At 73.2% G+C, this 21,758-nt stretch carries 19 protein-coding genes, 2 tRNA genes and 3 pseudogenes; 11 read left to right on the top strand and 13 right to left on the bottom strand.

The window, feature by feature from the left end; all coding sequences use genetic code 11:
* Positions 1-45: 45 nt before the first annotated feature.
* The 3 genes and pseudogenes from MA879_RS12670 to MA879_RS09760 all read left to right on the top strand — a co-directional run.
* Positions 46-372: pseudogene (locus MA879_RS12670) on the top strand (phosphotransferase); the annotation flags it as partial.
* A gap of 111 nt (positions 373-483) precedes the next feature.
* Positions 484-615 carry a hypothetical protein gene (locus tag MA879_RS12445; protein ID WP_282447807.1) on the top strand — a complete coding sequence of 44 codons (132 nt, stop codon included), beginning with the start codon at positions 484-486 and terminating at the stop codon, positions 613-615.
* Positions 616-841: 226 nt separating this feature from the next.
* Complete coding sequence (locus MA879_RS09760; RefSeq protein ID WP_248125728.1) at positions 842-1,264, top strand: hypothetical protein; 423 nt, start codon at positions 842-844, stop codon at positions 1,262-1,264.
* Between the two features lie 220 nt (positions 1,265-1,484).
* Here MA879_RS09760 and MA879_RS09755 read toward each other — a convergent pair whose 3' ends face one another.
* From MA879_RS09755 to MA879_RS09725, 7 genes and pseudogenes are all read right to left on the bottom strand, one after another.
* Complete coding sequence (locus tag MA879_RS09755) at positions 1,485-2,156, bottom strand: class I SAM-dependent methyltransferase (RefSeq protein WP_335342049.1); 672 nt, start codon at positions 2,154-2,156, stop codon at positions 1,485-1,487.
* A gap of 461 nt (positions 2,157-2,617) precedes the next feature.
* Positions 2,618-3,517 (bottom strand): annotated as a pseudogene (locus MA879_RS09750) (ABC transporter permease); the annotation flags it as partial.
* Positions 3,518-3,656: 139 nt separating this feature from the next.
* Positions 3,657-4,667: pseudogene (locus MA879_RS09745) on the bottom strand (ABC transporter substrate-binding protein); the annotation flags it as partial.
* 216 nt (positions 4,668-4,883) lie between these two features.
* Positions 4,884-5,873, bottom strand: a complete 990-nt coding sequence (rlmB, locus tag MA879_RS09740) for a 23S rRNA (guanosine(2251)-2'-O)-methyltransferase RlmB (protein ID WP_248125725.1) — start codon at positions 5,871-5,873, stop codon at positions 4,884-4,886.
* 117 nt (positions 5,874-5,990) lie between these two features.
* Positions 5,991-7,445: a cysteine--tRNA ligase gene (gene cysS, locus MA879_RS09735; protein ID WP_248125722.1), complete on the bottom strand. Its 1,455-nt coding sequence runs from the start codon at positions 7,443-7,445 to the stop codon at positions 5,991-5,993.
* A gap of 106 nt (positions 7,446-7,551) precedes the next feature.
* Positions 7,552-8,847: a 2-C-methyl-D-erythritol 2,4-cyclodiphosphate synthase gene (gene ispF / locus MA879_RS09730; RefSeq protein ID WP_248125719.1), complete on the bottom strand. Its 1,296-nt coding sequence runs from the start codon at positions 8,845-8,847 to the stop codon at positions 7,552-7,554.
* A gap of 85 nt (positions 8,848-8,932) precedes the next feature.
* Positions 8,933-9,415: a CarD family transcriptional regulator gene (locus tag MA879_RS09725; protein WP_248125716.1), complete on the bottom strand. Its 483-nt coding sequence runs from the start codon at positions 9,413-9,415 to the stop codon at positions 8,933-8,935.
* Between the two features lie 195 nt (positions 9,416-9,610).
* Here MA879_RS09725 and MA879_RS09720 point away from each other — a divergent pair, with 195 nt between their 5' ends.
* Positions 9,611-10,150 (top strand): hypothetical protein, encoded by a 540-nt coding sequence (locus MA879_RS09720; protein WP_248125701.1) that lies wholly within the window; start codon positions 9,611-9,613, stop codon positions 10,148-10,150.
* 94 nt (positions 10,151-10,244) lie between these two features.
* Here MA879_RS09720 and MA879_RS09715 read toward each other — a convergent pair whose 3' ends face one another.
* Both MA879_RS09715 and MA879_RS09710 read right to left on the bottom strand, forming a co-directional pair.
* Complete coding sequence (locus MA879_RS09715) at positions 10,245-10,925, bottom strand: response regulator transcription factor (RefSeq protein WP_248125697.1); 681 nt, start codon at positions 10,923-10,925, stop codon at positions 10,245-10,247.
* Complete coding sequence (locus MA879_RS09710) at positions 10,922-12,148, bottom strand: sensor histidine kinase (RefSeq protein ID WP_248125695.1); 1,227 nt, start codon at positions 12,146-12,148, stop codon at positions 10,922-10,924. The genes MA879_RS09715 and MA879_RS09710 overlap by 4 nt, the downstream gene beginning before the upstream one ends.
* A 167-nt stretch (positions 12,149-12,315) precedes the next feature.
* On the opposite strand from MA879_RS09710, the gene phoU reads away from it, so the two are divergent.
* Positions 12,316-12,984: a phosphate signaling complex protein PhoU gene (phoU, locus tag MA879_RS09705; RefSeq protein ID WP_248125692.1), complete on the top strand. Its 669-nt coding sequence runs from the start codon at positions 12,316-12,318 to the stop codon at positions 12,982-12,984.
* Between the two features lie 55 nt (positions 12,985-13,039).
* Here phoU and MA879_RS09700 read toward each other — a convergent pair whose 3' ends face one another.
* Entirely contained in the window at positions 13,040-13,795 is a 756-nt protein-coding gene (locus MA879_RS09700; RefSeq protein ID WP_248125689.1) for a phosphoglyceromutase, read from the bottom strand.
* Positions 13,796-13,874: 79 nt separating this feature from the next.
* Here MA879_RS09700 and MA879_RS09695 point away from each other — a divergent pair, with 79 nt between their 5' ends.
* A complete protein-coding gene (locus tag MA879_RS09695) occupies positions 13,875-14,726 on the top strand; it encodes a class I SAM-dependent methyltransferase (protein ID WP_248125686.1) in 852 nt (283 codons plus the stop codon).
* 21 nt (positions 14,727-14,747) lie between these two features.
* Here the strand turns inward: MA879_RS09695 and MA879_RS09690 are convergent, their stop codons facing one another.
* A complete protein-coding gene (locus MA879_RS09690; protein ID WP_248125683.1) occupies positions 14,748-15,062 on the bottom strand; it encodes a DUF2516 family protein in 315 nt (104 codons plus the stop codon).
* A gap of 140 nt (positions 15,063-15,202) precedes the next feature.
* Between MA879_RS09690 and tmk the strand changes: the two genes are divergently transcribed.
* From tmk to MA879_RS09675, 3 genes are all read left to right on the top strand, one after another.
* The gene (gene tmk, locus MA879_RS09685) at positions 15,203-15,835 is read left to right on the top strand and encodes a dTMP kinase (RefSeq protein ID WP_248125741.1); all 633 of its coding nucleotides are present in this window, start codon (positions 15,203-15,205) and stop codon (positions 15,833-15,835) included.
* A complete protein-coding gene (locus MA879_RS09680; RefSeq protein WP_248125680.1) occupies positions 15,832-17,058 on the top strand; it encodes a DNA polymerase III subunit delta' in 1,227 nt (408 codons plus the stop codon). The genes tmk and MA879_RS09680 overlap by 4 nt, the downstream gene beginning before the upstream one ends.
* A 73-nt stretch (positions 17,059-17,131) precedes the next feature.
* Positions 17,132-17,205, top strand: a tRNA-Thr gene (locus MA879_RS09675).
* Positions 17,206-17,278: 73 nt separating this feature from the next.
* Here the strand turns inward: MA879_RS09675 and MA879_RS09670 are convergent.
* Both MA879_RS09670 and MA879_RS09665 read right to left on the bottom strand, forming a co-directional pair.
* Positions 17,279-17,731 (bottom strand): hypothetical protein, encoded by a 453-nt coding sequence (locus MA879_RS09670; RefSeq protein WP_248125677.1) that lies wholly within the window; start codon positions 17,729-17,731, stop codon positions 17,279-17,281.
* The gene (locus tag MA879_RS09665; protein ID WP_248125674.1) at positions 17,728-18,783 is read right to left on the bottom strand and encodes an NAD(P)H-quinone oxidoreductase; all 1,056 of its coding nucleotides are present in this window, start codon (positions 18,781-18,783) and stop codon (positions 17,728-17,730) included. Before MA879_RS09665 ends, MA879_RS09670 begins: the two co-directional genes overlap by 4 nt.
* Positions 18,784-18,999: 216 nt before the next feature.
* Between MA879_RS09665 and MA879_RS09660 the strand changes: the two genes are divergently transcribed.
* Positions 19,000-19,087 (top strand) — tRNA-Ser (locus tag MA879_RS09660).
* Between the two features lie 186 nt (positions 19,088-19,273).
* The gene (locus tag MA879_RS09655) at positions 19,274-21,712 is read left to right on the top strand and encodes a bifunctional metallophosphatase/5'-nucleotidase (RefSeq protein ID WP_248125671.1); all 2,439 of its coding nucleotides are present in this window, start codon (positions 19,274-19,276) and stop codon (positions 21,710-21,712) included.
* Positions 21,713-21,758: the final 46 nt, after the last annotated feature.

Below are 21,758 nucleotides of genomic sequence, written 5' to 3'. Positions count from 1 at the left end.
GGCGCGGCCGGTCCGGGTCGGGAGCATCGGGGCGATCAACTCCCATTGGGTGTCAGAGAGCATCTGGAACCGGGACATGTCCCCAGGGTCTCAGCTGACTCGTGCATCTATTCTCAGACACGCCCTAAGTCCCTCGCGGCCCTCCACTCCCTCGCGGACCGCTGGTGGGACCACTCATTGCCCGCATTGCGAGCCGCCGATGACGAACACGCCTTGCCCTATGCGAGCGTAACGAGCGACTACAAGGCCGCGAACGTGATCTTCAGCGCCAGCGGCCCCACGGTAGTTGACCCAGACAACGGGGGCTGGGAACCGCGACTCTTCGACCTGGCCATGGCAGTAGTGCTTCTCCACAACGAGTCACCGTCAGCTCCGGCTCGGATGATGACCGCACAGGAGTGGAACGACTTCTACTCTTCCTATGCTCGACACATCTCACTCACCTCAACCGAACGGAAGCTCTGGCCCGCAGCGCTAGACCACATGGCCTGGGAAGAAGGCACCTGGGCGCTCGAGGACAACGAGGACGCGGCCTACGCAGACGCACGACAGGGCGGGTATCTCCGCGACCTGGCCACCATGCCCATGGAGCGATTCCAACTACCTGCTGCCTGACAGGCTCATCCGAACCGCCTTGCGCGCGGGCGGAATAGAGATGCGCGCCCGCGGCACATTCGGTCGTTTTCGGCCAGATGAATCTCTGCCACAACGCTCGACACCACGCCGGGCCCCTTCCCCGTTTCCCGAGCGCGTAGAAGTCGTGCCCGCAATGCCAACCGACACCCACACAGCGCTCCGAGACGCCGTCATCCTGCGCCTAGCCGACCCTCATACTGACGCCATGGCAATAGACGACTACACGCCCCTCGACCCCGAGCTGACGTCCTACGATCACGGCCTCGCCGAACTACGCGTCGACGGCCAGCTCCGCGCCTATCTGGCAGGCAGGATCACGGGGCGAGCGGGGTTCCGCGGACGCGGTGAGCCGCGACCCTCGTTCATCATGGTCTGGCCAGACGGTCGCAAGGAACCAACAGAGCACGACTACGGCCCGGGGTGGATGACTGTTCGAGAGCTGGACGCGGGAACCTTCACGGGCCCCGTCAACCCAGCACGCAAGCGTCAACTTCGGATTTTCGGCCTCTTTCCCATCACCGTAGTGGAGTTCGGCGGAGACACGATCGGGTACGACGTCTCCTGGCTTGAACCCGATCAGGCTGCGGAGTTGTGGGTACGGCTTGAGCTAACGGACTCAGACTTCTGAGCACGTGATCTGACGCCGTCAGGCGTCCGTCGCACTACCGACGAAGCGCACAATCGGTCGTTTGGGCCGCGCCCCAATCGAAGTCACAACTCTCACCAGGACAACGTCGTCCGGTTAGCGATGTCGGGATAGACGCCAGCCGTCCTCCCAGCCGTACCCCGTTAGATGAATTGCGCCACGAGGGGCACCGAGCGATGTACCTGCTCAGCGCACCCGAGGGTCAGAGCGTGGGCTTCTGTCCCCAACAAACGGCGAGCATCCCCCCGAGGTAGGACTTGGAACCGCATCCCTCGAAGCCGACTTCTTCCAGGGCCCGGGCAATCACCGCTGGAGAGTGAAACGCCAGCGAGGAGTCCTGCAAGAACTGGTAGTCCTCGGCCGTCTGCCCAATGAACCGTCCGACCAATCGCGGCCAGAAGGTTGTGGCTGATGACGCGATGCGGCCTATGATCCCGGCCGCGCCCGGTGAGGTATCCAGAGCGACCAGGCGACCACCTGGGGTAAGGACTCGGAACTGCTCGGCCAGCCCAGCATGCAAGTCCAGGTAGCGCAGGAGATAGCCGTGGGTGATGACGTCCACTGTGCTGTCGTCAAACGGAAGGGCATGGGCATCCAGACAGACCCACGCGATTGAGCTGCCCGGATGACGCTGTTTCGCGATGTCCAGCATGGCTGGCGTCAGGTCCGCTCCGATAACTTGGGCTGAGGGCTGGGCGCGCAACGCATCGACGGCCAGTTGCCCGGTCCCCGTGGCCAGGTCCAACACCACGTTGCCGGGCATCACGCGGGCTCGCCGTTGGATCTCTCGGCGCCACCGTCCGCTCATCCCAAGGGTCATCAACGCGTTTCCGACGTCGTAGCGTTTCGCCACCCGCGTGAACATCTCACGCACGCCGCTTTCATCCACAGGTCGCCCATGGGTGTACTGAGCCTTCATCTGCTGCCTACCTCTCGCTTGGATGCCACTGGGCCTCGGCCACCAACATCTTCTTTGCACAGCATCTCAGGTGCCCCGGAGATGCAGACCCACCTACTGCTCTGGCCTCATCTCACGCATAGGGAAGGAAGCCACCCAGCCTCATCCTCGGGGGCCGCGCAATCGGTCGTTTGTGGCGAGGGACCCCGCCATGCGCCGTGCGCGCCACATCCGACCCTGTCCGCCCGCCACATGACTCGCCACAACCGACCCGCCAGAGCGGCAGCCGCCCGTACGTTTCTGGCGGGCCCTGGGGCGCGCGGGAGCGCCCACCGGGACACCCAGATTTCACGCCGACCGGATCCCGCCTGATATGCGAAGAGTTCACCGCGCGTCGTGTGAACTCTTCGCTGCATCTCGACATCGGCGCTCCCCACGGCGGGAGCGGCGGTGGGCGTGTCCGCGGTCTTCGGGGTGCGCAGCGAGAGCCGGCGGGCGAGGCCGAAGCGGGGCAGCAGCAGGGCCAGCACCACGAGGGCGGCCGAGATGAGCTTCATGTCATTCGGGTTCAGGCCGGCGTTCAGAGCGAGCTGGATGATGAGGCGGTAGACCACGGCGCCCACGATCACGGCGAGGGTGGCGAGGAACACCGTGCGGCGGCCGAAGATCGCCTGTCCCACGATCACCGAGGCCAGGCCCACGAGGATCAGGCCGATGCCCATGCTGATGTCCGCGAAGCCCTGGTACATCGCCATGAGGGAGCCGCACAGGCCCACGAGGCCGTTCGAGAGCATGAGGCCGAGGATCTTCATGCGGTCCGTGGAGACGCCGTACGAGCGGATCATCTCCTCGTTGTCGCCGGTGGCCTGCAGCGCCAGCCCCAGGTCCGTGTGCAGGAACCAGTCCAGCACCAGCTTGATGAGCACGACGCCGGCGAGCAGCACGAGCACAGAGCCCAGGTTCCTGGCCAGGCCCAGGTCTGCAAGGGAGCGGAACAGCGTGTCCTCGCCCAGCAGCGGCACGTTCGCCCTGCCCATGATGCGCAGGTTGACGGAGTACAGCGCGATCATCGTCAGGATGCCCGCGAGGAGGCCGTCGATCCGGCCCTTGGTGTGCAGCAGGCCCGTGACGAGGCCCGCGAGGCAGCCCACCACGAACGCGGCCAGCATCGCCGCGGCCACGGGGACGCCGTTCGTGATGAGCACGGCGGCCGTGGCGGCGCCGGTGGTGAACGAGCCGTCCACCGTGAGGTCGGGGAAGTCGAGGATGCGGAAGGTGAGGTAGACGCCGAGCGCCATCACGGCGTAGATGAGGCCGAGCTCCACAGCGGTGATCATGGGGGTCCTTTCAGGCGGCCCGCGGGCCGGGACGAGGAGGCGGGCCGTGGACCGGCCCCGGACGCGGCGGCGTCCGGGGCCGGTGCGGCACGGCGGGAGGGGGACGACGACGGCGCCCGCCGGGGTCGTCCGGGGCGGGTCAGTCGCCGATGACCTCGTCGGCGCGGTCGACGAGCTCCTGCGGCAGCTCGACGCCGTACTTGCCCGCGGCCTCCTGGTTCAGCACCAGCTCGAGGGAGTCCTCCGCGGCGAAGCCGACGGGGATGTCGCCCGGGTTCTGGCCGTCCTTGAGGATCTTCACGGCCATCTCGCCGGCCTGGCGGCCGTGCTCCTCGTAGTCGATGCCGTAGGTGCCCAGCGCGCCGCGCTCCACCGAGTCGGTGTCCGCGGAGACGACGGGCACCTGGTTGGCCTCGCCGAAGGCGATCACGGACTCGAGGGCGGACACCACGGCGTTGTCCGTGGGCACGTAGATGCCGTCCACGCCCTTCAGGGACTCGACGCCCTGCTGGACCTCGGAGGAGTTGGTGATCGTGGCCTCCTTGATCTCCAGTCCCAGCTCCTCGCCGGCCTCCTTCGCCTGGTCCACCTGGACCTTCGAGTTGGACTCGCCGGAGTTCCAGACGATGCCGACGGTGGTCGCCTCGGGGTCCACGTCCTTGAGCAGCTGCAGCTGCTCCTTGACCGGGTTGCGGTCCGACATACCGGTGACGTTGCCGCCCGGCTTCTCCTCCGAGTCCACGAGCTGTGCGCCGACCGGGTCGGTCACGGCCATGAACACGACCGGCTTGTCGGTCACCGCGGTGGCGGTCGCCTGACCGGCGGGGGTGGCGATGGCGGCCACGAGGTCCACGTCCTAGGACGCGAAGGTGGAGGCGATCGAGGTGGCGGTGCCCTGGTCGCCCTGGGCGTTCTGCTCGTCGAAGGTCACCGTCAGACCGGCGTCCTCGAAGGCGGACTGGAATCCCGTGCGGGCGCCGTCGAGGGCCGGGTGGGAGATCAGCTGGTTGATGCCGACCGTGTACTCCTTGCCCTCTCCGCCGCCGGCGGCGGAGGAGGAGGCTCCTCCGGCGGAGCCGCCGTCACCGCATGCGGTGAGGCCGAGGAGGGCGACGGCGAGGCCGGCGGTGAGACGGAGGGTGCGGTGCTTCTGGGGTACCTCTGTGGTCCTGGTGCGGGATGCGGTCCACGGGGGCGCGAGGCCCCGTGCGATGCGCACCAGTGTGCGACGTGACGTGCACCACCCACAATTGTGACGCAGGCATCACGGAGGAACGGACTCCCCGGTCCCACCCCGGCAGACGAACTGCCGCCGAGGCGGTCGGTCAGGGCCCCGCCCTGGACGAACTGTCGCCGCAGGGCGGAGTCAGCGCCCGCCCGCGCGCCCCACCGCGATCTCGTACAGCGAGATGCCCACGGCCATGGAGGCGTTGAGCGACTCCATCTCCGACTGGATCGGGATGGACACGATCTGCTGGCAGTGCTCGCGCACCATGCGCGACAGGCCCTTGCCCTCGGCCCCCACCACGAGCACGAGCGGCTCCGAGGACAGGGCGAGGCCGGGCAGGGAGACGTCCCCGCCGCCGTCGAGCCCGAGGACGAAGTACCCCATCCGGTGCAGGTCCACGAGCGTGGAGTTGAGGTTGCCCGCCTGGGCCACCGGCACGCGCGCAGCGGCACCGGCGGAGGTGCGCCAGGCCGTCGCGGTGACGCCCACGGAGCGGCGCTCGGGGACGATCACGCCGTCCGCGTCGAACGCGGACGCCGAGCGGATGATGGCGCCGAGGTTGCGCGGGTCGGTGATGCCGTCGAGTGCGATCAGCAGGGGCGCGGTGCGCAGATGCCCCTTGGCCTGCTTCTCGATGGTCTCGCGGCCCAGCTCGAGCGCGTCCGCGTACCGGTACGGCGGGATCTGCAGCACCAGGCCCTGGTGCACGGCCTCTCCGGAGAGCCGGTCCAGCTCCGGCTTGGTGGCCTCGAGCACGGGGATGGACCCCTCGGCGCACAGACGCAGGACCTCCTTGACGCGGTCGTCCACCTCGATGCGCACGGCCACGTGCAGGGTCTTGGCCGGGATGCCGGCGCGCAGGGCCTCCAGCACGGGGTTGCGGCCCGAGACCGTCTCGTCCGTGAGCTTCACGCGGCCGCGCACCTGGTCCCGGACGGGGCCGCGCCGGGCGGCGGAGCGCTCGGCGAGCTGCTTGGCCCGGTGCGCCTTGTGGTAGACGCGGTCCTCGGCCTTGGGCGTGGGGCCCTTGCCCTCGAGCGCCTTGCGGCCGTGGCCGCCGGTGCCCTTGGAGGGGCCCTTCTTCCCCTTGGGCTTGCGGGAACCGCCGGAGCGGGGTGCGGTGGACATGGGAGGACTCCTGAGGTCAGGGGGCGAGGGGGCGGGGCGTCGGCACGACGACGTCGGCCGCTCCGCGGATCGGCCCCAGTCTAGGCGGGCCGCCCGGACGGACGCCGGGCCCCGCCGTCAGTCGGCCAGGTGCCAGGCGGCGCCCGCGGCGCCGTCCTCCACCACCACGCCGGCCGCGGCCAGGGCGTCCCGGATCCGGTCCGCGGTGGCCCAGTCCCTGTCCGCGCGGGCCTGGGCGCGGGCCTCGATCTGGAAGCGGACCAGCGCGTCGAGCGCGGCGGCCTCGGGGCCCCCGCCGGCGGCACCGGGCTCGGGGACGTCGTCGAGGCCCAGGACCGCCGTCATGGCGGCGACCTCGGCCAGGCGGGCCCGGGCGGCGTCGTCGTCCCCGGCCGCGAGCGCGGAGTTGCCAGCCCGGACGGCCTCGTGCAGGGCCGCGAGCGCCTGGGGGACGGCGAGGTCGTCCTCCAGGGCGGCACGGAAGGCGGCGGGGACGTGCTCGGCCAGCGGGGACGTGAGCTCGGGGACGCCGTGGGCGGCCGTGGCGCGCGCCACGAAGCCCTCGATGCGCTCGACGGCCGCCGCCGCCTCGTCCAGGGCGCCGGGACGGTAGTCCAGCTGCGAGCGGTAGTGGGCCTGGCCCAGGAAGTAGCGGACGGCCTTGGGGCGGGCCAGCTGGAGCATCTCCTCCGGGGAGATGGTGTTGCCCACGGACTTGGACATCTTCTCCCCGCCGTAGGTGACCAGGCCGTTGTGCAGCCAGAACCGGGCGAAGCCGTCCCCGGCGGCCGCGGACTGGGCCAGCTCGTTCTCGTGGTGCGGGAAGCGCAGGTCCAGCCCGCCGCCGTGGATGTCGAACTCCGCGCCGAGGTACTTGGTGGACATGGCCGAGCACTCGAGGTGCCAGCCGGGACGGCCCGCGCCCCACGGGGAGGTCCACACGGCGGTGGCGGGCTCGCCGTCCTTGGCCCCCTTCCACAGGGCGAAGTCGCGGGGGTCGCGCTTGCCGCGCGGGTCCGCGTCCGGGGCGTCCTGCATGTCCTCTACGCGCTGGCGGGTGAGCTCGCCGTAGCGCTCCCAGGAGCGCACGTCGAAGTACACGTCCCCCGAGCCGTCCTGCGCGGGGTAGGCGTGGCCGCGCTCGATCAGACGCTCGATCAGCGCGAACATCTCCGGGACGTGGCCCGTGGCGCGGGGCTCGTAGGTGGGCCGGCGCACGCCCAGGGCGAGGTAGGCGGCGTCGAACGCCTTCTCGAAGCGGAAGGCGAGCGCCCACCACGGCTCCGCGGCGGGGTACAGGTGGCTGGCCTCGAACCCGTCCGCGTGGGAGGCGGCGGAGCGGTCGAGGATCTTGTCGTCGATGTCCGTGACGTTGCGGACCGAGGTGACCCGCAGGCCGGTGGCCTCGAGCCAGCGGATCAGGGTGTCGAAGACGATCGCGCTGCGCACATGCCCCACGTGCGGCATCCCCTGCACCGTGGCCCCGCAGTAGTAGACCGACGCCTGGCCGGGCACGAGCGGCACGAAGTCCCGGATCTCGGCGGTGCGGGTGTCGTAGAAGCGCTGGACCATGGGGGCGCTGTCCTTCCGGACGGTCGTGGGACGGGGTCCCGCCCAGCCTAGTGGCAGGGGTGCGGGGGCGTGCGGGCCGGAGCCGGGCGGGGGCCGCCGGCGCGGGTCAGGGGATCGGGGCCACCAGCGCCGTCGCGAACCCCACGAGCCCCTCGCCCCGGCCGATGAACCCGAGCCCGTCCGTCGTGGCCGCCGAGACGGACACCGGGGCGCCGCCGAGCGCCGCGGACATGGCCGCCTCCATCTCCCCCCGCCGGGTGCCCACCTTGGGCCGCGGCGCCACCACCTGCACGGCCACGTTGCCGATCCGGAAGCCGGCGGCCTCGACCAGGCCCGCGACGTGCGCGAGCATCGCCGCGCCCGTGGCCCCGCGCATCTCGAAGCGGTCCACGCCGAAGACGGCGCCGAGGTCACCCAGGCCGGCGGCGGAGAGCAGGGCGTTGCAGGCGGCGTGCGCGGCGACGTCGCCGTCCGAGGTGGCGGCGACACCGCGCTGGTCCGGCCACTCCACGCACCCGAGCCACAGTGGGCGCGGGGCGTCCTCGGGGGCCCACGCGTGGACGTCCGTGCCGAACCCGGTGCGCGGCAGGGCGGGGACGGGCGCAGCCGCGGCGGGGAGGGCGGACTCCGCGCGCCCGGGGCCGGCGAGCCGCGCCGCGGCCGTCTCGAGGTCGCGGGGCGACGTCACCTTGAACGAGGCCTCGTCCCCGGGGACCACCAGCACCTCGTGGCCGGCGGCCTCCATGGCCATGGCGTCGTCGGTGAGGGCGGACGCGTCTGCCTCCGCCGACGTGCGGGCCAGCTCATGGGCGGCCAGGAGGAGGTCGAGGTCGAAGCCCTGTGGGGTCTGGACGGCACGCAGGGAGGACCGTGCCGGCGTGCCCGAGACGACGGGGCGCCCCGCCGGCCCCGTGACCGTCTTGATCGTGTCCGTCACCGGCAGCCCCGGGACCGCGGCGGGCGCGCCGGCCGCGAGGGCGTCCTGCACCGCGCGGAACACGGCGGGCGGGGTGAAGGCGCGGGCCGCGTCGTGCACCAGGACACGGCGCGGACCGGCCCCGGCGGCGTGGCCGGCGTCGGCCAGGGCGGCGTCCGCGGCGGCCAGGCCGGCGCGGACCGAGTCGGCCCGCTCGGCGCCGCCCGGGACGCACGTCACGGGGACGGCCAGGCCCGCCGCATGGCGCGCGACGATGTCGGCGACCCGCCGCGCGTCGGCCTCGGCGGGCGGGACGAGGACCACCACGGCGTCCAGTGCGACGCCGGCCGCCCGGGCGGCGGCGACCGACTCGAGGCAGTGGTCGAGCAGGGGGCGGCCGTCGGCGAGCGGGGCGAGGGCCTTGGGCACGCCCGCGCCGAGGCGGGTGCCGGCCCCGGCGGCGGCGATCACGAGAGCAGTGGGCATGCGGCCATCCTAGGAAGACGGACGACGGCGGGGCGGACCGTCGCCGGTCCGCCCCGCCGTCGTCACGGGACTGCGCAGCCGGGGCTCAGCCCTCGAGCACCGTGTCCAGCATGCCCTCGGCCTCCTCCTCGGTGACCTTCTTGGCCAGCGCGAGCTCCGAGACGAGCACCTGGCGGGCCTTGGACAGCATGCGCTTCTCCCCCGCGGACAGGCCGCGGTCGTGGTCGCGGCGCCACAGGTCGCGCACGACCTCGGCGACCTTGTTCACGTCCCCGCTCGCCAGCTTCTCCAGGTTGGCCTTGTACCGGCGCGACCAGTTGGTGGGCTCCTCCACGTGCTCGGCCTGCAGCACCTGGATCACGTGCTCCAGGCCCTCCGAGTCCACGACGTCCCGGACGCCGACCAGGTCCACGTTCTCTGCGGGCACCTCGATGGTCAGATCCCCCTGCGCCACCTTCAGCTTGAGGTACATCTTCTCTTCGCCCCTGATGGTGCGCGTCTTGATCTCCTCGATGCGAGCAGCACCGTGATGGGGATAGACGACAGTCTCTCCGACCTCGAAAACCATGTGAAATGCCCCTTTCCAGTCGCCCCATTCTAGCACGGGGCAGGAAACGCCGCGCGTCCGTGCAGGGTCCTCCGGCATGGATGTGGTAGTGGAGACCGTGCGTCTCGCCCCGGGCACCGACCCCCCGATGCGGTAGCCTGTCCCCGGGGTCCCCCGTGGGCCCGCCTCCGTCACCGCATCTGTAGGAGAACCTCCGTGAAGTCCGCCGCCTCCCGGCCCGCCCGGCGCCGCATCGCCGCCGGCGCTCTCGCCCTCACCGCCCTCCTGGGCGCCACCGGCTGCTCCGCCGTGAGCCCGGTGGCCACGGCCATCCCCTACAGCCCCTCGGACGGCATCGTCGTCACCCAGCCGGACCTCGTGGAGGTCCGCAACCTCGCCCTCGTCGGCGAGGGCGCCTCGGGCCCCGCGCGCCTGATCGGCACGCTGAAGAACCCCACGGACGCGGACAAGACGTACACCATCGCGCTGCAGGACGGCGGCCAGGCCACCGTCCAGGTCCCCGCCGGCCAGTCCGTGCGCCTCGAGGACGAGCAGAACAGGCAGGAGATCGAGCGCAACGTCTGGCCGGGCCAGAACGCGCAGGGCACCATCGCCGCCGACGCCGCCACTGTGGACGTCGCCGTCCCGGTCCTGTCCGCCACGCAGGAGCAGTACGCCGAGTACCTGCCCGCCGGCCAGCAGCCCTCCACCGAACACCTCGACCAGGAGACCCTGCACTACGGCGAGGGTCACTGACCCGGACGGGGCGCGCCCCGTCCCCCGCCCCGACGACGTCGGCCCGCCCCTCCCTGCGGAGGCGGCGGGCCGACGTCGTCCGGGGAGGGGCCGGTCAGGCCTCGAACTTGTAGCCCAGGCCGCGGACCGTCACGAGGTGCCGCGGATTCGAGGGGTCCGGCTCGATCTTGGAGCGCAGGCGCTTGACGTGCACGTCGAGGGTCTTCGTGTCCCCCACGTAGTCGGACCCCCACACGCGGTCGATCAGCTGGCCCCGCGTGAGCACACGGCCCGCGTTGCGCAGGAGCATCTCCAGCAGCTCGAACTCCTTGAGCGGCAGGTTCACCTGCTCGCCGCCCACGGCCACCACGTGGCGCTCCACGTCCATGCGGACCGGCCCCGCGGCCACGGTGGAGGCGATCAGCTCCTCGGGCTCTCCGCGGCGGCGCAGCACGGCACGCACGCGGGCCACCAGCTCGCGGGAGGAGTACGGCTTCGTGACGTAGTCGTCCGCGCCCAGCTCGAGCCCCACCACCTTGTCGATCTCGGAGTCCTTGGCGGTGAGCATGATGATCGGGACGTTGGAGCGCTGCCGCACCTGGCGGCACACCTCCGTGCCGGACATCCCCGGGAGCATGAGGTCCAGCAGGATCAGGTCCGCACCGCAGCGGTCGAACTCCTCGAGCCCCTCGTTGCCGTCGGCGGCGACCGCCACCTCGAACCCCTCCTTGGTGAGGAGGTAGGAGAGGGGGTCGCTGAAGGACTCCTCGTCCTCGACGATCAGGATCCGGCTCATGCGCTGTGCTCCTTACGGGACGGGTCCGCGGCGACCGCGGCGCGGCCCCCTCGGCGCTCGGTGGCCGGCGGCTCGACGGGCGCGGCCCCGCGCACGGCGGGCTCCTCCCACTCGGGCAGCCGGATGGTGAAGGTCGAGCCACGGCCGGGCTGGGACCACAGGGTCACCTCGCCGCCGTGGTTGATGACCACGTGCTTGACGATGCTCAGGCCCAGGCCCGTGCCGCCGGTCTGACGGGAACGCGCCCCGTCCACCCGGTAGAACCGCTCGAAGACGCGGGCCTGCTCCTCGGGGCTGATGCCCACGCCCTGGTCCGTGACCGTGATCTGCGCCAGCCCGTCCCTCGAGGACAGGCCGATGCCCACGGTGGTCCCGTCCGGGGAGTACCGCACCGCGTTGTCCACGAGGTTCCGGACCGCCGTCATGAGCTGGTCCGCGTCCCCGTGCACCACGGCGTCCACCCGGCCGCCGGCCTTGAGCCGGATGTCCCGCGCCTCGGCCGTCAGCCGCAGTCGGTCCACGGCCTCGGCCACCACGCGGTTCAGGTCGACGGGCCCGCCCTCGCGGACCACGTCCTTGGCCTGGACGCGGGAGAACTCGATGATGTCCTGCACCAGCGCGGTCAGGCGGGTGGACTCGATGCCCAGGCGCGTGGCGAACCGGCGGACCGCGACCTCGTCGTCGGCGGCGTCGTCGATGGCCTCGGCCAGCAACGAGATGGCGCCCACCGGCGTCTTGAGCTCATGGGACACGTTCACCACGAAGTCGTGCCGCATGGCCTCCGTGCGGGTGGCGTCCGTGCGGTCGTCCGCGAGGATGAGGATGTACTCCTCGTCCAGGGGGGCCACGCGCATCTCGAGCACCAGAGTGGACTGCGCGAGCGGGTCGCGCGGCAGCTCCACGCGGCGCTCCACGATCACCCCGTCCGTCCGCACGGAGCGGGTCAGCTCCCGCAGCGGGTCCAGGACCAGGGTGTGGCCCCGGACGAGGCCGAGGGCGTACGCGGACGGGTTCGCCCGCACCACGCCGTCCACTGCGTCCACCACCACGTACGCGCGGCCGATCACGGAGAGCACCTCGGCGGTGCCCGGCGCGAGGGTGGGCTCCCCGATGGCGAGGTCGACCGTGCGGGAGCGCTCGGACGCGCGGAAGGCCAGCATGGAGGCCACTCCGATGAGCAGTCCGACCGCGCCGCAGAGCAGGCCGATGATGACGGGATCCACGCCCCCAGGGTAGCCCGTGCGACCGCCGCCTCCCGCGGATCCCCGCGCATCAGACGGCGTCGACGCCCCGTTCACGCCGCGTTCACCTGACCCTGCGACGGTGGGATGTCCACCGACCCGGACGGCGGGCGTCGGGGAGCGTGTGAAGACCGAGGGGAGGGACCACCATGCGGGAGCTGTACCGCGCCAACCTGGCCCGACTCGGTCGCGACCTGCTGGAGATCGCCCGCCTCGTCCACCGTGCCGTGATCGACGCGCGGACCGCCCTCGAGACGGCCGATGTGCACGGGGCCGAGGGGGTCATCACGGAAGACGCCCGGATCGACCGGCTGCAGGAGGCCCTCGACGACCAGGCCGCCCGCCTCCTGGTCCTCCAGGCGCCGGTGGCCACGGACCTGCGCACCGTGCTGGCGAGCCTGCGCATGAGCGCCTCGCTCGAACGCATGGGCGACCTTGCCCGACACCTGGCGCAGCTGACCCGCCTGCGGTATCCGGAGCTCGCGATCCCGGAGGACGTGCGCCCCCTGTTCGCCGCCATGGCGGACGCCGCCGTGGAGGTGGCGCACGAGGTGGTGCTCCTGCTGGAGACCCAGGACCTCGCGCACGCGGACCGCATCCATGAACTCAACCAGGTGGTCAACGAGCACCACGTCGCGGTGTTCCGGGCCATCGCCGCCCCCACCTGGTCGGCGACGCCGTCCACCACCACGGACGTCACCCTCGCCTCGCGCTACCTGGAGCGGTTCACGGACCACGGCCTGTCCGTGGCCGCCAAGGTCCGCTACCTCGTGACGGGCGAGCAGACGCGCCGCGGGCCCGAGACCGGCTCCGCCTGAGCCGGGCCCGGGCCCGTCGGGGTCACGGGGCGCCACCGGGCGGCACCCCGTCCCCTCACTTCTTGTCGCCCTGGGCGGCCACGGCGGCGGCGCCGGCGGCGGCGGCCTCCGGGTCCAGGTAGCGGCCGTGCGCGGTGACCGGCTTCAGGTTCTGGTCCAGCTCGTAGTAGAGCGGGATGCCGGTGGGGATGTTCAGGCCGGCGATCTCGTCGTCGGAGATCCCGTCCAGGTGCTTGACCAGGGCGCGCAGCGAGTTGCCGTGCGCGGCCACCAGGACGGTCTTCCCGGCCTTCAGGTCCGGGACGATCTGCTCCTCCCAGTAGGGCAGCAGGCGGTCGATGACCTGCTTGAGGGCCTCGGTGCGCGGCGCGTCCGGGCCGATGTCGGCGTAGCGCTCCTCGCCGGCCTGGGAGAACTCGGAGCCATCGTCCAGCGCGGGCGGCGGGACGTCGAAGGAGCGGCGCCACACCATGAACTGCTCCTCGCCGAACTCCTCCTTGACCTGGGCCTTGTCCTTGCCCTGGAGGGCGCCGTAGTGCCGCTCGTTCAGGCGCCATGAGCGTTTGACCGGGATCCACTGGCGGTCGGCGGCCTCGAGGGCGAGGTTCGCGGTGGTGATGGCGCGCTTCAGGAGGGACGTGTGGAGCACGTCCGGCTCCAGGCCCTCGGCGGCCAGCAGCTCGCCGCCGCGGGTCGCCTCGGCGCGGCCCTTCTCCGTCAGCGGGACGTCCACCCAGCCGGTGAACAGGTTCTTCTCGTTCCAGTCGCTCTGACCGTGCCGCAACAGGATCAGCTTGTAGGTGTCAGCCATGGCCCCATCCTAGGGGCGGCCCCCGTGGCGGGCGCCACGACGGCGGCCTCCCCCGCGCCCTCTGGCTAGGCTGGCGCCCATGGTCCAGAAGGCGCGACGGCTCGAGGGCTCCGCGCCGACCGGCCCGCGGGGCCGGGCCCGGGGCGGCCCCCGCGGGCACGTCACCCGCGGCACCACCGCGGCGCAGCGCATGCGCCGGGTGGACCGCTGGCTCGCCGACGTCCACGGCCCGCTCCTGCGGCACACGGCGGCCCCCCTGGTCGTGGACCTGGGCTTCGGTGCCGAGCCGGTGACCGCCGTCGAGATGTTCACCCGCCTGCGCGCGGTCAACCCGGCACTCGAGCTGCTCGGCCTGGAGATCGACCCGGAGCGCGTGGCCCATGCCCGTGCCACGGCCCCCGCCCTGCCCGGCCTCCACTGGGCCCACGGAGGATTCGAGCTGGACGTGCCGCGCCCGCCCACCGTGGTGCGGGCCTTCAACGTGCTGCGACAGTATCGCGAGGAGGACGTGCCGGAGGTGTGGGCCCTGATGTGCTCGTCCCTCGCCCCGGACGGGGTGCTGGTGGAGGGCACGTGCTCGGAGGACGGCCGCCGCGCCGCGTGGGTGGAGCTGGACCGCACGGGGCCGGTCTCGCTGACGCTGGCGCTGCGGCTGGGCTCCTTCGATCGGCCCTCGGACGTGGCCGAGCGCCTGCCGAAGGCCCTGATCCACCGGCATGTGCCCGGGGAGGCGGTGCACCGCCTCCTGGCCGACGCCGACGCCGCCTGGGACGTGCACGCGCCGCTGGGGGCCTACGGGACGCGCCAGCGGTGGCTCGCCACGGTGCGCTCCCTGCGCGCGCGCGGATGGCCCGTGCTCGGCCGCGAGCGCCGCTGGCGACGCGGCGAGCTCAGTGTCCCCTGGGACACCGTGGCGCCCGGCGCGCCCTGAGCGCGGCCGGGGCGGGGGACGTCAGCGGCGCCCGCCGTAGACGTCGAGATCCGGTCGGGTGCCGGCCAGGTACACGGAGGCGACGCACACGGCGGCCAGGCCGAAGAGCCCGAGTCCGCCGCGACTGGTCAGCACACTCAGCACGCCCACGACGACGGCGATGCCCGTCAGCAGCAGCCAGAAGCTCTTGGGGCGCCCGCCGGCGCGCTCGAAGGCCTGGGGGCTGCGGCGCAGCACGTCCACGAGGGCCCACACCTCCACGAGGAGGGCCAGGACGGCGAGGGCGAGGAACAGCCAGTCACCGGCCATGACGGCGAAGGACATCGGGGAGCTCATGCCCGTCAGTCTAGGGACTCCGGCCGCCGACCGGATGCGGTGTCCGGGGCGGCGTCTACGCTCGAGGGGTGAGCCACTCCCCCCCGTCGCCGCACCGCCCCGTCCCCACCGCCGGCCCTGGCGCGCCCGCGCGTCGAGGGCTGTTCCTCGCCTTCGAGGGCGCGGACGGCACCGGCAAGTCCACCCAGGCCCGCGCCGTCGCCGCCACCCTGCGCGCCGCGGGCCACGAGACGCTCCTGACGCGCGAGCCGGGCGGGTCGCCGCTCGGCGAGGCCGTGCGCGGGCTGCTGCTGGACCCCGCGCACGGGCCCGTGGACGCGCGCACCGAGGCGCTGCTGTTCGCCGCCGCCCGGGCCGCGCACGTGGCGGCCACGGTCCGGCCGGCCCTCGAGGCCGGCGCCGTGGTGGTGACCGACCGCTACGTGGACTCCTCGGTGGCGTACCAGGGCGCGGTGCGCGGCCTGGGGACCGCGCGGGTCGCCGAGCTGAACGCGTGGGCCACCGAGGGGCTCGTACCGGACCTGACCGTGCTGCTGGACGTGGATGCGGACACGGCGGGTCGGCGCCGGGCATCCCGTCAGGCGGGGGCCGGGGACGCCCCCGACCGCATGGAGCAGGAGACCGCGGCGGCGCACGAGACCCTGCGGTCGGCCTTCCGGGCGCGCGCCGCCGCCGAGCCGGAGCGCTATCTGGTGCTCGACGCCGGGGTCGCCCCCGAGGCGCTCACCCGGACCGTCGTCGAGCACGTGCTCCCACGGCTGGGGTGCCCGTGAGCGCCCCCGCCGTCCCGACGCCGGGGCATGACACCTCCCCGGACGCCGACGTCTTCGCGGATCTCGCCGGACAGGACGCCTCCGTGGCACGTCTGCGCCGCGCCGCTGCCGAACCCGGCCCCGCCCACGCCTGGCTCTTCACGGGCCCACCCGGCTCCGGGCGGTCCTCCGCGGCCCGGGCCTTCGCCGCGGCCCTGCAGTGCGCTGAGCCGGACCCCGCACGGCGCGGGTGCGGCCGGTGCCACGCGTGCCGCACCGTGCTGGGAGGGACGCACCCGGACGTCACCGTGCTGGCCACGGAGGCCGTGCACTACCGGATCGAGGACGTGCGCGCCCTCGTGGAGGCCGCCCAGTCCACCCCCGCCACCGGCCGCTGGCGGATCTTCGTGATCGAGGACGCCGACCGCATGACCGAGCGCGCCACCAACGTGCTGCTCAAGGCCATCGAGGAGCCGCCACCGCGGACGGTGTGGATGCTGTGCGCCCCCTCCCCCGCGGACGTGCTGCCCACCATCCGCTCGCGCTGCCGCGTGGAGACCCTGCGGATCCCCCGGGTGGAGGACGTGGCCGCCCTGCTGCGGCGCCGGGACGGCCTGGATCCGGAGACGGCGGAGCTCACCGCACGGATCTCGCAGTCCCATGTGGGCGTGGCCCGGCGGCTGGCCCGGGACCCCGAGGCCCTGGCGCGCCGCGAGGACGTCCTGTCCCTGCCCCTGCAGACCACTGCCGTCTCCGACGCCATGGGCATGGCGGCGCGGCTCGCGGAGGTCTCCCACGCGGAGGCGGAGTCCTCGGCCGCGGCCCGCGACGCCGACGAGCTCGCCGCCCTGCGGCGGCAGCTCGGCCTCGCCGAGGGGGAGGCGGTGCCGCCCAAGCTCCGCCAGCAGGTCAAGCGCCTGGAGGAGGACCAGGCCCGGCGGCGCAAGCGGGTCACCCGGGACGCCCTGGACCGCTCCATGCTGGACCTGATCGGCCTCTTCCGGGACGTGCTGCGCGTGCAGCTGGGCGCGCCCGGGGACCTCGTCAACGAGCACCGCCGCGCCGAGGTGGAGCGCTACGCCGCCGGGGCCGCCGGGTCCCCCGCGGAGGTGGTGGCCCGGATCGACGCGATCGGCACCGCCCGCAAGCGCCTGGCCCAGAACGTGCCGGAGCAGCTGGCCCTGGAGGCCATGATGCTCGCCCTGCTGCCGACTCGCCTCCGCACGCCCCGTCCTCCGCGCTGAGCAGCCCGGGATGCGATTGCCGTACGTGCCCGGGACACGGTAGGGTGGTCAGCCGTGGCCGTCACGGCCGCGTGCCTCCTTAGCTCAGCTGGCCAGAGCAGCTCCCTCGTAAAGAGCAGGTCGCCGGTTCGAATCCGGCAGGGGGCTCCCCCGGACCCCGTCGCACCGTGTGCGGCGGGGTCCTCTCATCTCCGGGTCGCCCCGTGTCCGGCTCCGGGCCTCAGAGCCCGGCGGCCAGCTCGACGGCGCGGTCGACGTGCCGCAGGGTCCGCTCGGCGTGGCGTCCCACGGCCGCCGTCCCCCCGTGGCCCCGCCGAGCCATGGCGACCGCCTGCGCGGTGGCGGCCAGCTCGTGCGCGGCACGGGAGAGCTCACGGTGCACCGCCGCGGTGGCCGGCGGGATGTGCTGGTCGTCGTCGCCGGGATGGGCGGCGTGCAGGCGCACGGCCAGGTCGCGCACCACCGCGAGGCGGTCCGTCAGCTCGTTGCCCGCGTGCACCAGTCCGTTGTGCTCGGCGTCGCTCAGTGATCCCGGGGTGCGCTCGTCCAGCAGGACCTGCCAGTAGCGGTCCAGGGCCCGAGCGAACCGGTCGTGGCTGCGGCGCCAGAGGCCGGAGCCGAGCTCCCGCTCGTCCGCCCGCCGCTGCCGGAGTCGGGCGAAGGGACCCGTCACTGCCCGTCCGCCGGGACGCGCGCGTCGGCGTCGTCCGTGACGAGGAGGACCTTGCCCGTCCGGGAGGACGCCTCGAAGCGCTCCTGCGCCGCGGCGGCCTCCGCGAGCGGGAAGCGCGCGTCCACGGAGTGACGGATGCGGCCGGCGGCCACGAGCGGCCACACGGCGCGCTCCGCCGCGGCCACGACCTCGGCCTTCTCGCGGACGGGACGCGCCCGCAGGAAGGAGCCGGTCAGCCGTCCGCGCCGGGCGATGAGCCGCATGAGGTCGAAGTCCTCGGGGACCGCGCCGCCCTGGGCCGCGATCACCACGATCCGCCCGTCCATCGCCAGGGCGCGGACGTTCGGCGCGAGATAGGGTCCCCCCACGACGTCGAGGATCACGTCCGCCCCGTGGCCGTCCGTGACCTCGCGCACCCAGTCCGCGAAGGCGCCGGGCTCGGCCGCGCGGTAGTCGAAGACGTCCTCGGCCCCGAGGTCGCGCGCGTGCGTCGCCTTCTCCGGGCCTCCGGCCGTGCCGAGTACGCGCACGCCGGTCGCGGTGAGGTACTGGACCGCGAACGAGCCGATTCCGCCGGAGGCCCCGTGGACCAGCGCCACATCGCCCGTCTGGACGCCGGCCAGGCCCACGAGGTTCGCGTGCACCGTGCAGGCGACCTCCGGGAACGCGGCGGCATCCGCGAGGTCGACGCCCTCCGGGACCGCCATGAGCTGCCCCGCGGGCACGGCCACGTACTCCGCGTAGCCGCCGCCCGCCAGCAGGGCGCAGACGCGGTCGCCGACGTCGAAGCGGCCCTCGCCGCGCGCACCGACCGGCTCGCCGACCGCGGCCACGGTGCCGGAGACCTCGAGGCCCGGGATCTCCGAGGCCCCCTTGGGCGGGGGGTAGTTGCCCTTGCGCTGCGCGATGTCCGCGCCGTTGAGGCCGGCGGCGGCCACCTTCACGAGCACCTCGCCGGGGCGCGGCTCCGGGACGGCCTCCTCGCCGACCTGGATGACCTCCGTGCCGCCCGCCCCCGTGTAGCGCACCGCGCGCATCTGCTGCTGATCCATTTCCACTCCATCTCCTCGGGTTGACGTGGCGTGTTCCGGTCCATCCTCCACCCGCGCGGCGGGGCCGGGCCACCCTCGGTGGGCGACGGCGGCGCGGCCGCCGGAGCGTGCGGCCGGCGACGGCGGCGCGGCTCGGTGCCGGCCTCGATGCCGGCCCGGTGCCAGCGGATACAGTGGACCAGCGGATCCGCGCGCCCCCGGGCGCCGCGGGTCCGAGGATGGTTGTCCGAGCGGCCGAAGGAGCCGGTCTTGAAAACCGGTGCGCGGCGACCCCGTGCCGCGGGTTCGAATCCCGCACCATCCGCGTCCGAACCGGCCGGTTTACCCGTCCGGCCATCTCGCGCCCGCGCGGAGTTCACCCGCGGGCCACCCTTCTCTGGTGCAATAGGCCATATCGGGCGCCGCCCTCCGGCGTCGCCCTGTTCCGCACCGCCGCCGGCCGCCCGCGCACCCGCCGGGACCGTTGCGGCGTCGCACCCAGGGGAGTCCCATGTCCAGCCTGTTCCGCCGCCACACCCTCGCCGCCGCCGCGTGCACCACGCTGGTGCTCGCGCCTGCCACGCCGGCCTTCGCCGTCGAGACCGCGGAGGGCACGCAGACCATCTCGATCCTCTCCTTCAACGACTTCCACGGCGCCCTGTCCGCCGACTACGCCGGCACGCAGTTCGCCGACACCGTGGAGGACTACCGCTCCGCGTTCGAGGCCGAGCACGGCGAGGGCACCACGCTGCTCACGAGCGCTGGCGACCTGATCGGCGGCTCCGCCTCCGTGTCCAACGTCCAGCAGGACACCCCGACCATCGACATCATGAACGCCCTGGGGCTGGCCGCGCTGACCGCGGGCAACCACGAGTTCGACCGCGGCCTGGACGACCTGCTCGGCCGCGTCGTGCCGCGCGCCGACTTCCCGGTGATCTCCGCGAACTTCGTGGACCCGGAGTCCAAGAAGCCGATCCTCACCTCCCACGTGGTCTACGAGGTCCAGGGCGTCCGGGTGGCCGTCATCGGCACCTCCCCCAACGACCTCTACTCCTCGACCCGCGCCGCGGGCCTGCAGGGCAACCTCATCACCGACATGGTGGACTCCGTGAACACCGTGGCCGCCGAGCTCACCGCGAACGGCGCCGCCGACGTCATCGTGGCCTCCTACCACGACGGCGCCGCGGGCACCGGCGACCTCGCCGCCGAGCTGGCCGACCGTGCCGAGTTCGAGCGCATGGTCAACGCCACCGACCCGTCCGTGGACGTGATCTTCAACGGCCACACCCACCAGGTGTACCAGTACGAGACGGACAACGACGGCGTCACCCGGCCCGTGCTCCAGGCCGGCGCCTCCGGCAGCCACCTGGCTGCCGTCGAGGTCACCGTGGACGGCGAGGGCAACGTGCTCGGCACGACCTCCCGCCTGCTTGAGCGCTCGATCCAGGATCCGGCGGAGGCCGCCGGGGAGTCGGCCGTGACCGCAGAGGTGTACGAGATCGAGCAGCGCGCCGTGGCCGTCTTCGAGGACCTCCAGACCGAGGTCGTCGCCGACCTGGACGGCGACATCACGACCGACTACCAGAAGCTGCTGGACGCCGGGAAGCCGTGGAAGGCCGGCGGCACCCGCTCGGCGGAGACCACGCTGGGCAACTGGGTGGGCGACGCCATCAAGGCGGCTGCGTCCGAGGTCAACCCAGAGGTGGACCTCGGCGTGACCAACCCCGGTGGCCTGCGTTCCGAGCTGCTGGAGGACCGCCTCACGGACGGCGGCGCCCTCTCCCCGAAGCCGGAGGACCTGGTCGGCCGCCTGAGCCTCGGCGAGCTCCTGGACATGGCACCGTTCGGCAACACCATCACCCACTTCGACATCCCGGGCTCCTCCATCAAGCTGGCCCTCGAGGAGAACTGGCGGGACGGGGAGCGCAAGTACACCCTCGGCTGGTCCGAGAACCTCACCTGGACCTATGACGACTCCCGCCCGCAGGGCGACAAGGTCACCGGCGTGTGGATCGACGGGGAGCCGCTCGACATGGACGCCGTGTACACCGTCGCCTCCCAGTCCTTCCTGGCCGACGGCACGTGGGCCGAGGCCGGCGACCCGACCAAGGCCCCCGACGGCTACACCGCGTTCGCCACCGGCCGCACCGCCTACGTTGACCTCGGCCTGCTGGACTCCACCGCGATCGCCGACTACGCCCAGGCCCAGGACGCCGCCGAGGGCGCCGTGTCCCCGGACTACGCCAAGAAGGGCGTGCCGGTCACCGGCGCCCCCGCCGCCGTCGAGGCCGGCGCGCCGGTCGTCCTCACCCTGGGCGACCTCGTGATCGACTCCGACGGCGCCCCCGCCGCCACCTCCGTGGCGGTCGCCTTCGTGACGGCGGACGGCGAGACCGTCGAGCTGGGCGCCGTGGAGGTCCCGGCCGGCGAGGAGTCCGTCACCCTGTCCGGCATCACGGCCCCGCAGGCCGCCGGCACCGGTGAGCTCGTCATGACCGTGTCCTACGAGGACGGGACGACGACGGTGGTGCGCCACGCCCTGGAGGTCACCGAGGCCGCCGGCGAGGAGCCCGCCGAGCCCACGCAGCCGGCCGAGCCGACCCACCCGGTCCATCCCACGCACCCGGGCCAGCCGGCCGATCCCGCCGACCCCGCGCACCCCGGCCAGGGCCACGGCCCGGACAAGGGTGAGGACCACCCCGGCCAGGGCCACGGCCCGGACAAGGTTGAGGACCACCCCGGCCAGGGCCACGGCCCGGACAAGGGTGAGGACCACCCCGGCCAGGGCCACGGCCCGGACAAGGGTGAGGACCACGCCGACGAGGTGGAGCACACCGTTCCCGTGAAGGTCGAGACCGGCGACCAGGCGGCCTGGCCGCTGGCGTCCCTCGCCACCCTCGGCGCCGGCGCCCTGCTCGTGGCGCGCCGCCGGCTGACCGCCGCGCGCTGACCCGCCCCGTCGGCCACCCCCGGCCGTCGTCGTGCTCCGCCTCCGA

The sequence above is a fragment of the Micrococcus lacusdianchii genome (assembly GCF_023155805.1).
Lineage (GTDB): Bacteria > Actinomycetota > Actinomycetes > Actinomycetales > Micrococcaceae > Micrococcus > Micrococcus lacusdianchii.
This window is presented reverse-complemented; position numbering and strand designations above follow the sequence as displayed.